We start from the raw sequence: 12,224 nt of genomic DNA on the forward strand, positions 1-12,224 counted from the left end.
CATCAGACCATGGATTCACTCGCTGCAGCCCCGGGAACCGGGCCCGCAACCTCCCCGCTGCCCGTCCTGCGCAAGCCCCGCGCGGCGGCCCGCTTCGAAGACCTTCCCACTGACCGCACCCTGGTCATGGGCATCCTGAACGTCACCCCCGATTCGTTCAGCGACGGCGGCAAGCACCCGACGGCGGATTCAGCCATCGCGGCAGGGTTGGGGATGTTCTACGCCGGTGCGGACATCATCGACGTCGGCGGCGAATCCACCCGCCCCGGCGCCGAGGACGTCAGCCCGGAAGAGGAACAGCAGCGGGTCATTCCCGTGATCGAGGCACTGGTGAAAGCCGGTGCGCTGGTCAGCATCGACACCACCCATGCCTCCACTGCCGCCGCCGCCCTGAAAGCCGGCGCCGCCATCATCAATGACATCTCCGGCCTCAGCATGGAGCCGGAGATGGCTGAACTCGTGGCAGCCGCCAAGGTCCCGTACATCCTCACGCACCGCCGCGGGGACGCGCGCACCATGAACTCGCTCGCCGAGTACAAGGATGTGGCCGGGGAAGTGGTGGCGGAACTCGCCGGCGTACGGGACAAGCTGTATGCCGCCGGTGTCAGCCAGGAGCAGGTCATCGTGGACCCCGGTTTGGGGTTCGCCAAGAACGACGCCCAGAACTGGGAGCTCCTGCAGAACCTTGACCAGTTGGACAGCCTCGGGCACAAGGTCCTGGTGGGCGCTTCACGCAAGCGCTTCCTCGGCTCCCTGCTGACGGTGGCCGGAAAGTCGGCTGCCCCTGAGGAGCGTGACGGGGCCACCGCCGCCGTCACTGCCATAAGCGCCTACCGCGGTGCCTGGGCCGTCCGGGTGCACGACGTCGGTTCCAGCCTTGATGCCGTCAAGGTTGCCGCGCGCATGGCTGCATCACCCAAAAACCAGTAGGGCCGGGGGACCCATGGACAGGATTACGCTGAGCGGCGTGACCGCCGTCGGCCATCACGGCGTGTTTGATTTTGAGCGCCGCGAGGGCCAGCCTTTTGTTGTGGACGCTGTGCTCTACCTCGACTTCACCAAGGCGGCGGAGTCCGACGACGTCCGGGACACCGCGCACTACGGCGAGGTGGCGCAGCGTATTACCCAATGGATCTCCGGCGCGCCGATGAACCTCATCGAGGCGCTGGCCGTGCGGATTGCGGACAGCCTGCTCAGCGAATTCCGGCTCCAGGCCGTGGACATCACCGTGCACAAGCCACAGGCGCCCATCGAGGTACCCTTCGGCGATGTGGCTGTCACCGTCCGCCGTGCACGCAGCAGCGCGGAAGAACCAGCTGAAGGGGAGGGGTCATGAACATCGGTTATTCCAAGGCGGTCCTTGCCCTCGGCAGCAACCTGGGTGAACGCAACGACACCCTGACCGAGGCCGTTGCCGACCTCGTGGATCCGCCCGAGGTGCGGTTGCTGGCGGTCTCTCCTGTCATGCAGACCAAGGCCGTGGGCGGGCCTCCCAACCAGCCGGATTTCCTGAACATGGTCATCACCGTGGAAACCAGCCTGTCCCCGAGCGAGCTGCTGGAACACTGCCAGGCGGTGGAGAACAAGCACCACCGCGTGCGGGAGGTGCGCTGGGGGCCGCGCACGCTCGACGTCGACATCATTACCTACGGCGACCTTCGCAGCGATGATCCGGTCCTCACCCTCCCGCATCCCCGCGCCGCCGGCCGCGCGTTCGTGCTCTACCCATGGTCGCTCATTGAACCCGCCGCCACGCTGGACGGCGAACGCATCAGCATACTGGCCGCCAAGGCAGAGGACTTCGGCGACCTCGTTCCGTTCGACGGCTTCGGCGACTTTGACGGAATGCCCACGGCCGGGGCAGTGGAGGAGCGATGAAGCCCATCAGTCCGCTGCGCCTCCTGCTCATCGGTTTCATCCTGGCCGTGGCAGGCTGGTCCGCCACTGTGGTCACCAGCCGGTTCAGCATGGCAACCCCGGTCCTGCCGGCGACGGCGCTGGCCACCATGGGCGTGATAGTTGCCATCACCCTGATCCTGGGCATCAGGGTCCTGCGGTGGCGGAACAGCCTCAACGACAGCACCAGGAAGAAGACAGTGCTTGACCCGCTGCTCGCCGCGCGGACCCTGGTGCTCGCCCAAGCCTGCGCATACGCCGGGACGGTGCTGCTGGGGTGGCATGTGGGCATCTTCCTGGACCAGCTGCGCATCTGGAGCCTGCGCAGCGACCAAGGCATCACCTGGCTTGCACTGGCGATGGCCGGAGGGGGCCTCGTGATGATCGTGGTGGGCCTGCTGGTGGAACGGTTCTGCAAAATCCCGCCCGAAGACGGCGACACCAAGGGTGTTGACGGGAAATCCGGCCGCGCCGTGCCGGGTGAGGCCGCTGGGGAGGGCGAATATGCGTACCGAGGCGATTGACCCTCCAGGCATCGCCTGGCAGCGCGTTTCGCCCAGGTACATCACCGTGAGGTTGGTGCAGTGGGCGCTGGGAAACCTGGTTGCTGTGCTGGTTCTCTCCCTGCCGCTGATGCTCGTCCTGGCAGGCGTGTGGGTGTGGCCGCCGCTGTGGCTGGCCGTGACTGTTCCTGCTGTGATGCTGTTGGTGGCCCTCTGGCGGCTGGTGCTGATACCGCGGCAGGTCCGGGCCATTGGCTATGCCGAGCGGGACGATGACCTCCTGATCAGGACCGGTATCTTCTTCCAGCGCACCATGGCCGTTCCCTACGGACGCATGCAGTACGTCGACATCAGCGTGGGGCCGGTGGAGCGCGGCCTGGGCCTGTGCACCCTTAAACTGCATACGGCATCACCCGGCACGAACGCCCAGATTCCCGGCCTTCCCGCCGCCGAGGGGGCCCGGCTTCGCGAGCAGCTGGCGGCCCGGGGCGAAGCCAGGCTGGCAGGGCTGTGACGGCAGACGGGCGGTTTCCTGACCCCGGGACACAGTCGGGCCAGCCCCTTCCGGCCCTGCCCGCCCCCGCTGCAGAAAGTCCCGCGCCGGCCCCTGCTGCAGAAAGTGCAGCGTCCAACGGCGAATGGCTGCGCGTGCATCCGGCGTCGCCGTTCGTGCGTGGTTGGGTTGCCCTGGCGGCCATCGCCTTCTTCTTCGGCCGGGACATCTTTGAGCGTTCCCTCCAAGGGCGGCCTGTCTTCGAGGAGGAGCTCGCGGGCCGGGCGCCCCTGTTGCTCGCCGGCGGCGGAGCTGTCCTGCTGGTCACCGTGCTCGGCTTCATCCTGACCTGGTACTTCACCAAGTACCAGGTGGCGGGCGGCTACGTCCGCGTCAATACCGGGTTCCTGTTCCGGCAGCAGCGCCAGGCAAGGCTGGACCGGGTGCAGGCCATCGACATCGTCCAGCCGCTGCTGGCCAGGATCTTCGGGCTTGCAGAACTCAAGTTCGAGGTGGCTGACGCCGGCGAATCCGCGGTGCGGCTGGCCTACCTGAAAATGGACGACGCCCGGCAGCTCCGCGCCACCATCCTCGCCCGCGCCGCCGGTGTTACCACCGGAACGGAAGACCCAGGCGTGGCCGCACCCGAGGCGCCGGAATATCCGGTACTTGCAGTGCCGCCGTCGCGCCTTGTGGGCTCGCTGCTGCTGAGCGGGCAGAGCGTCTTCGTGGTGGCGGCCACCGTGGCATCCGTGGTGCTTTCCGCTGTCACGGAGAGCAGCGCCTTCTTCCTGTATCTCGTCCCGGCAGTGCTGGGTCTCGCCGCCACTTACTGGAACCTGTTCAACAAGGGATACAACTTCACGGCCGCCATCTCGCCGGACGGCATCCGGCTGCGGTACGGACTGCTCGACACGCAGGCGCAGACGCTGCCGCCCGGGCGCATCCAGGCCGTGAAGATAACCCAGCCACCGCTCTGGCGGCTGCTGGGCTGGTTTCGGATGCAGGTCAACGTGGCCGGGTACGGACTGGTGGAGAACGCGGGCGAAGGATCGGCCCGCACTACCCTGCTGCCCGTGGGGACGCTTCCGGACGTGATGAACATGCTCGCCCTGGTGCTCCCGGACCCCGGCACTCCGCAACCCGCCGTCGTCTTTGGCGCCGGGCTGACCGGACTGGATTTCGCCGGCGGCTTCGTCACCACTCCACGCCGGGCCCGCTGGCTGGCCCCGCTGGGCTGGCGCCGGAACGGGTTCGCCGCCACGGACACCGCCCTGCTGCTGCGGTCCGGCCGCTGGTGGCGCCAGCTCGTGGTGGTGCCGCACCAGCGCACCCAGTCCATCGCCCTGCACCAGGGCCCGCTGGCACGGTTGTTCCGGGTTGCGGACCTGGTCCTGCACACCACCGCCGGGCCGGTCCTTCCCCGCCTCACCCAGGCCGGGGTGGACGAAGCCAGGACGCTCTTCGACGAACAGTCCGCACGGGCCCGGCTGGCCAGGAAGCGGCAGACCGCCGAACAGTGGCTCCGGCAAGTAGCACCGGCGGCAGCTGAAGCCGTACCGGTGGCCGAGCCCGTCCGGACCACCCACCAACAGGAAGGCGGGCAGCATGGCTAAGCCCGGGCGCCTAGGCGTCGGAATCATTGGCGCCGGAAAAGTCGGGGCAGTGCTTGGTGCCGCCCTGCGCGCCGCCGAGCATGCGGTGATCGGGGTGTCCGCGGTTTCTGAGGCAAGCCGTGACCGGGCGGAAGCCCTCCTTCCCGGCGTTCCCGTCCTTGAGGTGCAGGAGATCGTGGAACGCGCGGAACTGGTCCTGCTCGCCGTGCCTGACGACGCCCTTCCGGGCCTGGTGGATGGGCTCGCCAAGCTGGAAGCCTGGCAGCCGGGCCAGCTGGTTGCCCATACGTCGGGCCGCTTCGGCGTCGGCGTCCTGCATCCGGTCCGCGCCGCCGGTGCCGTTCCGCTGGCACTGCATCCGGCCATGACGTTCACGGGGATGAGCCTGGACCTCACGCGGCTGCTGGACTGCACGTTCGGGGTCACGGCGGACGCGGCGATGCTCCCCATTGCCCAGGCGCTGGTAGTGGAGATGGGTGCCGAACCCGTGGCCATCGCGGAGGCGGACCGGACGCTGTACCACGCTGCCCTGGCCCACGGGTCCAACCACCTGGTCACGCTCGTGGCTCAGGCTTCGGAGCTGCTCGGCTCGGTAGGCGTGGAGCTGCCGGCACGCATGCTGGGTCCGCTGCTGCGGGCCACCTTGGAGAACGCGCTCGCGTCCGGGGAGTCGGCGCTGACTGGTCCGGTTGCCAGGGGTGACGTGGGAACCGTCGCCGCCCATGCCGAGGCATTGCGGGAGTTCGACGGCGGCGGGCGCGGCGACGTGCTTGCGGCGTACCTTGCCATGGCACGGGCCACAGCCCTGCGCGCCGAAGGGCGCGGGCTGCTGAAGGCCGGCCAGCTTGAGGGGCTGCGCCACGCCCTGGAACCCAAGGAGGACTGAAGATGGCCGTCAAACTCGTCACCACGGTGCAGGAGCTTCACTCTGAGGGTGCACGGCTACTGGCTGCCAAACGCGGAACGTCGCAGGGGCTGGTGCCCACCATGGGCGCACTTCATGAGGGCCATGCCGCCCTGGCCCGTGCCGCCGTCGAACAGAACGACGTGGTGGTGGCCACCATCTTCGTAAACCCCCTGCAGTTCGGCGACGCCTTGGACCTGGATCGCTATCCCCGCACGCTGGAGGCCGACCTTGCGCTGCTTGACAGGGAGGGCGTGGACCTGGTTTTTGCGCCGTCGGTGGACGAGGTGTATCCGGGCGGTGAGCCGCTGGTGCGGGTGACCTCCGGGCGCCTGGGGGAGAAGTGGGAAGGGGCGTCCCGGCCAGGCCACTTCGACGGCGCCCTGACCGTTGTGGCCAAGCTCCTGCACTACGGCCTGCCCGCTGCCGGGCTGGCTGCAGGCGGAGGGACGGGCGGCGGGCTGCCCGCCTACCGCGCCTACTTTGGCCAAAAGGACGCGCAGCAGTTGGCATTGGTCCGGCGCATGGTGGCTGACCTGAACTTTCCGGTGGAGGTTGTGGGAGTGCCCACGGTGCGTGCGGCGGACGGGCTGGCGCTGTCCAGCCGCAACCGCTTCCTGTCGCCTGAGGAGCGGGAAGGGGCCCTGGTACTGTCCCGGGCCCTTCGGCTGCTGGAGGAGCGGGCACATGCCCGGGAACCCCTGGACCTTGAGTCAGCCCAGGCGCTGGTGGAGTCCCAGCCGCTGGTGGCCCTGGACTACTTCGATGTGGTGGATCCGGCCACTCTGGAGCCGCTGGCGGAAAACTGCCGGGAGACACCCTTCCGTGGTGAGGGCCTCGCGCTCATTGCGGCCAAGGTGGGTCCTGTGCGGTTGATCGACAACATGCCGCTCAGTTCCTGACGCCTTGGGCTGTACAGTTTGGCGACTGGTTTCCCTGCGCTAGATCCCGGTCCTGTCCCGATTGGTCATGAGCTGTTCCAGGAGAGCACGCTCGGGGCGGCCGGGGTTCCTGGCCACGCAGCGGCGAAGCCTGGCTCTGGCAAGTTCTTCGCCGGGTTCTTTGCCGCAGAGTATTTCGTCGATGATTTCCTGCGCCTGCCATCGGAGGGACTCGAGGGCGAACTGCCGGATGTCGTCAGGAGTGTCAGCGGCCATCCACGGATCAGGGTCCGAGGGGGCGCTTTTGAACATCCGCTCTGCTGACATCGGGGCCTCCTTGCACCAGTCCGAAGCGGCCGGTGTAGGACCTCTACGGCGTCTAAAGCACGGCGTCCAAAGCACTGCGCTAGAAAAAACTCTACTGCGGGGAAGACCGGTCTGTCTTCCCCAGCGATAGACTGAGGGTGCTATGAGTCCAGAGGCGAAAGTCCCGCAGCCTTTCGAATCTGTGGCGGACTCGCTGATGGCTCCTGCCGGTCCAGCTGACCGAATCATGGCGGCGGCCTACGAGCTCTTCTCCCAGCGTGGTGTGCGGCGGGATGTGGGCGTGAACGAGCTGATTGACCGTTCCGGGGTAGCCAAGGCCACGTTCTACCGGCATTTCCCGTCCAAGGATTCCCTGGTCCTCGCGTTCCTCGAGCAACGGGACAGGCAGTGGACGATGGATATGATCCTGTTGGAGGCGCAGGCCAGCATTGCTTATCTGGACAGGATCCGCGGCCACGTCCAGGCCGTGGCGGAAGAGGCCGGGCTGGTGAGGCCGGATGTTTGCCCGTTCCTTGCTGGTACTCATGAAGAGTTCCGTTATTCAGGCCGCAGAAGGTGACGTGCTGGCTGCCGAGCGTGCACAGCAGATGGCCGGTTGGCTGATCGAGCACCACCGGGCCTAGGCGACGAATTCCGGGCGCTGCGGTGCCTACTCTCGATGGCCTGACTTCCTGATGCCCGTCGTTAACCCAATTCCCTTCGGCCATTGTGATGGCTGCCAGTCGTGGTGTTCGTTTTTGTAGTGGCGGCCGGTGGGTGAGGTCCAGCCGGGTGGTTGGTTTTTGGTGGCTGGTGTTGGTGTCCAGCGGCTGTGGTGTTTGAGGCGGTGGTGTTTGGGGCAGAGTTGTGCGAGGTTGCTGATCCCGGTGGTTCCGCCGTGGTGCCAGGCTGTGAGGTGGTCGGTTTCGTTGTCGGGGGAGTGGTTGCTGCAGCCGGGGAAGGTGCATTTGCCGTCCCTGAGGCGCAGTGCTTGTTTCATTGCTTTGGTGAGCCGGTAGCTGGTGCGGCCGATTTCCAGTGGTGCCCCGTCCCGCGGGTCGACCAGTACCCGGTAGAAAGATTCGGCGCCGCCGGTGACGAGGTTCCTGGCCATGGAGGCGGGGGTGGGGCCGTAGCCGTCAAGGGTTGCTGGTTCGTCGGTGAGGCCGAGCAGGGAGAATACCGGGACGGTGACGAGCACGTCCGCGCGGGGCATCGGCGCCTTACCGGCGTCATAGTTCTGGTTGTCCGTGCCGATTTCGTCCTCGGTGGAGGACTGGAGGGGTCCGTGCTCAGCGGCGTTTAGGAAGGCCATGCCGATCACGTCATGGGACTGGTCTGCACCGTTGCCCACGCCGTTCTTGCCCAGCCTGCCGCTGTCCAGCCCGTTCTTCGTCCCGGTGTGGGTTGCGGGGTGTCCGGCGGTGGAAAGGGTGTTGGCGATGATGTCGGCGCGGAGTTGGGTGAGGGTGCGGGTTTCGTGGGGACCTTGCTGGCCGCGGGCGATGGCGGTGGTTTTGTTCCAGATTCCCAGTGCGTGTGGGCCCGGGAGGTAGGCGGAGAGCCAGGCCATGCCGTCCCAGTCCGGGCTGTATTCCACCCGCTGGTCCGTGACGCTTTTGGCGTGGCGTTTTTCGATTGATTCGGGGTGGTGGCGTTGGCGCCAGGAGCGGACCTTCGCCCGGAACCGGGACGGGACCAGTTCCCCCGCCGGACACCCGCGCGCGGCCTCCTGGTTGAGGATGTGTGCCACCAGCGCTGCGGCGCCCGCCGGGTTGAGGCCTTCTGTTTCGTCGGCGAGGATCCGGGCGTGCTGCCAGGACATGGCCCCGGCGGCGAGGGCGGCCATGGCCGGCGGCAGGGAGCAGAGCCGCCGGGCCTGGGTGACGAACGCGGCGGCGGCCCCGGAGGTGACCGTGAGGACCCCGGCGATTTCCTCGATCGTGGAGATCTCGTTGACGGTCCGCTCCTGCATCGGTGCCTCCGGCGGTGTCATCGCGTGCTGCAGGCCGATGGCTTCGGCCGCGTCCCGGGCCTTCAGCGCGGCGATCTGGGCTTCCAGCCGCCTCATTACCGCCATCCGGTCCAGCCGGATCCCGTACGCCCGCTGCAACTTATCGATTGCAGGGACACTGCCCCCGGCAACACCGTCAGCAGCGGCCAGGGCAGCATCCTCGGCAAACAGCGCACCGATCCCGGCAACAGAGGCCTCAATGCCATCCATCACCGATCCCGGACCCGTGCTGTTTTCCATGCCAACATCATCCCCGGAGGGTCTGACATTCTGTGTCCTTGCCTGACTGAAAGTGGTAGGCCCGCCCAGCCAGCCCGCCGCCGTCGTACCTTTCGCTGTGGCCCCAGCACCCGCAATAGTCAGCTTGCTTATCACTTTAGGCTTTCCTAGGCTGGAACTGTCAGGCAAACAACTCTCGAGGCGGAAGCTGTGCGCCCCCGCGCGGCTGGCCCGCTTCACGCGAGGAGGAACAATGTCAGAACACAACATCTCCGGCAAGAAGGTCGCATTCCTGCTGACAGACGGCGTGGAGCAGGTTGAACTCACCAGCCCGTGGCAGGCCGTGAAGGACGCCGGCGGAGTGCCAACCCTGGTTGCCCCCTCGAGCGGGAAGGTCCAGGGATTCGAAGGCACGGAGAAGGGCGATACTTTCCACGTGGACCTCACAGTATCTGATGCCAACGCCTCGGACTTTGATGCGCTGGTCATTCCCGGCGGCGTCGTCAACGCTGACCACCTGCGGGTGGACAAGGACGCGCAAGTCTTTACCCGGAACTTCTTTGAACAGCACAAGCCGGTGGCGTCCATCTGCCACGGGCCGTGGCTGCTCATCGACGCCGGGGTAGTCCGCGGCCGCAACGTCACCTCGTACCACACCCTCCGCACGGACCTGGAAAATGCCGGGGCCAACTGGACTGACCAGGAAGTAGTGGTGGACCAGGGCCTGGTGACCAGCCGCAACCCTCATGATCTGCCTGCCTTCAACGGCAAACTGGTCGAGGAAATCTCGGAGGGCCAGCACGCGGGGCAGACCGCATAGTTCCTGGAACCACCCCTACTGTTCCCTCAGGCTTAATAAAAGTTCCGGCGAGGAGGAATTACTCCAACCGGTAGAGTGTTGGCATCTGCAGCGGCCATGTTCGCGCACCATCCGTAACACTCCCTGAGGGAACACCCATGTCTACCGAAGTCTCTCCGACCGCGAACGGCCAGTCCGTCCAGACGCAAGGAACCAAGCCCGGCGCGCCGGAGAAGATCTCCCGTGAGTCGGTGACCGTCATCGCCACGCTGCTGGTGGCGACGTTCGTGGTGATCCTCAACGAAACCATCATGAACGTCGCCCTGCAGCGGCTCATGGTTGAACTCCAGGTGGATGCCCCCACCGTGCAGTGGCTGTCCACCGGCTTCATGCTCACCATGGCCGTGGTCATCCCTACCACGGGGTTCATCCTGCAGAGCCTCTCCACCCGGGCCGTTTTCATGCTGGCGATGGGGCTGTTCGCAGGCGGAACGGCAATGGCGGCAGTTGCTCCGGGCTTCGAACTGCTGCTCCTGGCCCGCATCGTCCAGGCGGGCGGCACGGCCATCATGCTGCCGCTGCTGATGACCACCATCCTCACCTTGGTTCCGCTCGCCAAGCGAGGGGCGGTGATGGGCAACGTCAGCATCGCCATCTCCGTGGCCCCCGCCATGGGGCCCACCGTTTCCGGCCTGATCCTGGAACACTTCACCTGGCGCTTCATGTTCGTGTTCGTCCTGCCCGTGGCCCTCGCGGCCCTGGCGATCGGCGCCAAATACCTCACCAATATCGGTGAGGTCGAGAAGACCAAACTTGACTTCCCTTCAGTCCTGCTCACCGTTCCGGCGTTCGGCGGACTCGTCTATGGCCTTAGCCAGATTGGCGGCGGCCACGGCGGCCAGGCCGGTCCGGGTGCCGGCGCTATTGCCGCCCTGGTGATCGGCGTTGTCAGCCTCGCAGTGTTCGTCCTCCGCCAGGTCCGGCTGCAGAAGGCGGAAGCTCCGCTGCTGGATCTTCGTGCCTTCAACTTCCGCATGTTCACCGTCTCGGTCCTGCTGATGGTAGTGGCCATGATGGCACTCTTCGGCGGAGTCATCCTGCTGCCGCTCTACCTGCAGGAGATTCGTGGTCTCGGCTCGCTTGAGACCGGCCTGGCACTGCTTCCTGGCGGCCTGGCCATGGGCCTGCTTGGGCCGGTCATCGGCAGGCTGTTCGACAAGGTGGGGCCGCTGCCGCTAACCATCACCGGTTCCATCCTGATGGTCGCCGCCCTCTGGCAGTTCTCAATGCTCGACGACGGCACCTCCGTTGCATGGATCGTCACCTTGCACGTGGGGCTAAGTTTCGGCCTGGCGCTGCTGTTCACCCCTGCCTTCACCACCGGCCTGAACCCGCTGCCGCCGCACCTGTACTCGCACGGCTCGGCGATTATGAGCACCACGCAACAGGTGGCGGGAGCCGCGGGAACGGCGCTGCTGGTGTCCATCTTCGCCGTGGTCTCCGCGACGTCGGGTCTCGTCGCCGGGATGAGCGCCGCCTTCCTGACGGCAACCGTCATAGCCCTTGCCGCCGTCGTGCTTTCCGCGATGATGCGCAAGACCGAAGGTACCGGGCCGGGCCACGCCGCCCACTGACCAACCGGGTGGCAGTTATCGTCGCGAGGAAACGGTTCTCACGACGTTAGCTGCGAGCTACTTGGGTCAGCCGGCGAAGAAGTCCGCGAGCTCCTTGATGAGCCGGTCCGGGGCCTTGATGACACCGTCGTGGCCGTAGCCGGGCAGGATGGTGTAGCTGGAGCCGGAGAGGACGTCGTGAATCTGGCCGCAGGCCACGCCGAAGTACGCAGGGCTCTTTTCGCCCACCACAATCAGCGTTTCCAGCGGCAGTTCCAGGAACGGTTCGGCCGGCATGTCGGCCGCGATGATCGCCTTGATTTCGCGCACGCCGGTCCGCATCATCTCGCGCTGCTGCTTGCCCTCATGGGTGCCTGCCGTGAGCTTGTTGGCCAGGGTCAGCATGGACAGCGGCATCCGGGACGAGAAGGAGCCACCGGCCTCCAGCCCGCGCTGCAGGACGGCGAGGGCGCGGTCGTCGTCCCCGGCTGCGGCGGCGTGCTCGTACTCGGCGATCCAGTCAGCTTTCACGCTGTGGTTCACAGAGACGGCGGGGTCGTACACGGCCAGCCGCTCCACCGGCAGGGTGCGCGCCGCATGGAGTGCCACGGCGCCGCCGAAGCTGTGGCCGAACACGTCCGTGCTGGCGGTGTGCTTCATTACGGTATCCAGGTCGCGGATGTCCATGTCCAGCGTGTAATCCTCCGGCTGCCGGGATGAGGAACCCCGGCCGCGGCGGTTGAACGTGTGCACCGGACCGCCCAGTGCCGCGCTGAGCTTGTGCGCGAACTTGGTGTAGTCGGCGGCGGTCACCATGGAGGGCGGGACAATGACTACGCCCGAACCGGCGGAAGCGAGCTCCGTGCCGGTGGAGAAGAGCTCCAGCGTGCCGCCGTCGGGGGTCCTGATGTTCTCACGCGTCATGCTCCGAGCCTATCCGAGCAACCTGACCACAGTCTCCATGGACACCGCGGTGGCCG

13 protein-coding genes and 1 pseudogene are annotated in these 12,224 nt (G+C 66.7%); 11 read left to right on the forward strand and 3 right to left on the reverse strand.

All coding sequences use genetic code 11. The annotated features are described in order from the left end of the window. The first annotated feature begins 9 nt into the window (after nt 1-9). From folP to FDW81_RS02260, 8 genes are read left to right on the forward strand one after another with little or no spacing between them, the layout of a single operon-like run. On the forward strand, nt 10-930 hold the full coding sequence (gene folP, locus FDW81_RS02225; RefSeq protein ID WP_138132490.1) for a dihydropteroate synthase: 921 nt from the start codon (nt 10-12) through the stop codon (nt 928-930). A 13-nt stretch (nt 931-943) separates the two neighbouring features. Then, nucleotides 944-1,336 carry a dihydroneopterin aldolase gene (folB, locus tag FDW81_RS02230; protein WP_138132491.1) on the forward strand — a complete coding sequence of 131 codons (393 nt, stop codon included), beginning with the start codon at nt 944-946 and terminating at the stop codon, nt 1,334-1,336. Then, entirely contained in the window at nt 1,333-1,878 is a 546-nt protein-coding gene (gene folK / locus FDW81_RS02235; protein WP_138132492.1) for a 2-amino-4-hydroxy-6-hydroxymethyldihydropteridine diphosphokinase, read from the forward strand. The genes folB and folK overlap by 4 nt, the downstream gene beginning before the upstream one ends. Then, complete coding sequence (locus FDW81_RS02240; RefSeq protein WP_138132493.1) at nt 1,875-2,420, forward strand: DUF3180 domain-containing protein; 546 nt, start codon at nt 1,875-1,877, stop codon at nt 2,418-2,420. The genes folK and FDW81_RS02240 overlap by 4 nt, the downstream gene beginning before the upstream one ends. After that, the gene (locus FDW81_RS02245) at nt 2,401-2,913 is read left to right on the forward strand and encodes a PH domain-containing protein (RefSeq protein WP_138132494.1); all 513 of its coding nucleotides are present in this window, start codon (nt 2,401-2,403) and stop codon (nt 2,911-2,913) included. Before FDW81_RS02240 ends, FDW81_RS02245 begins: the two co-directional genes overlap by 20 nt. Continuing rightward, nucleotides 2,910-4,508, forward strand: coding sequence for a PH domain-containing protein (locus FDW81_RS02250; protein ID WP_138132495.1), 1,599 nt, complete (start codon nt 2,910-2,912; stop codon nt 4,506-4,508). Before FDW81_RS02245 ends, FDW81_RS02250 begins: the two co-directional genes overlap by 4 nt. Further along, a complete protein-coding gene (locus tag FDW81_RS02255) occupies nt 4,501-5,394 on the forward strand; it encodes a Rossmann-like and DUF2520 domain-containing protein (RefSeq protein WP_138132496.1) in 894 nt (297 codons plus the stop codon). Before FDW81_RS02250 ends, FDW81_RS02255 begins: the two co-directional genes overlap by 8 nt. 2 nt (nt 5,395-5,396) lie before the next feature. After that, complete coding sequence (locus FDW81_RS02260) at nt 5,397-6,314, forward strand: pantoate--beta-alanine ligase (protein WP_138132497.1); 918 nt, start codon at nt 5,397-5,399, stop codon at nt 6,312-6,314. 39 nt (nt 6,315-6,353) lie between these two features. On the opposite strand, the gene FDW81_RS02265 is transcribed toward FDW81_RS02260, so the two are convergent. Next, on the reverse strand, nt 6,354-6,620 hold the full coding sequence (locus tag FDW81_RS02265; protein WP_138132498.1) for a hypothetical protein: 267 nt from the start codon (nt 6,618-6,620) through the stop codon (nt 6,354-6,356). 196 nt (nt 6,621-6,816) lie between these two features. Between FDW81_RS02265 and FDW81_RS02270 the strand changes: the two are divergent. Then, a pseudogene (locus FDW81_RS02270) lies at nt 6,817-7,243 on the forward strand (helix-turn-helix domain-containing protein). Nucleotides 7,244-7,269: 26 nt separating this feature from the next. Here FDW81_RS02270 and FDW81_RS02275 read toward each other — a convergent pair. Next, nucleotides 7,270-8,853, reverse strand: a complete 1,584-nt coding sequence (locus FDW81_RS02275) for an HNH endonuclease signature motif containing protein (RefSeq protein ID WP_240719850.1) — start codon at nt 8,851-8,853, stop codon at nt 7,270-7,272. Nucleotides 8,854-9,085: 232 nt separating this feature from the next. Here FDW81_RS02275 and FDW81_RS02280 point away from each other — a divergent pair, with 232 nt between their 5' ends. Further along, entirely contained in the window at nt 9,086-9,652 is a 567-nt protein-coding gene (locus FDW81_RS02280) for a type 1 glutamine amidotransferase domain-containing protein (RefSeq protein ID WP_138132499.1), read from the forward strand. 137 nt (nt 9,653-9,789) lie between these two features. Beyond that, on the forward strand, nt 9,790-11,265 hold the full coding sequence (locus tag FDW81_RS02285) for an MDR family MFS transporter (RefSeq protein ID WP_138132500.1): 1,476 nt from the start codon (nt 9,790-9,792) through the stop codon (nt 11,263-11,265). A 66-nt stretch (nt 11,266-11,331) separates the two neighbouring features. Here the strand turns inward: FDW81_RS02285 and FDW81_RS02290 are convergent, their stop codons facing one another. Further along, the gene (locus FDW81_RS02290; RefSeq protein WP_138132501.1) at nt 11,332-12,168 is read right to left on the reverse strand and encodes an alpha/beta fold hydrolase; all 837 of its coding nucleotides are present in this window, start codon (nt 12,166-12,168) and stop codon (nt 11,332-11,334) included. Between the last annotated feature and the right edge of the window lie 56 nt (nt 12,169-12,224).

The sequence above is a fragment of the Pseudarthrobacter sp. NamB4 genome (genome assembly GCF_005796185.1).
Taxonomy (GTDB): Bacteria; Actinomycetota; Actinomycetes; order Actinomycetales; family Micrococcaceae; genus Arthrobacter.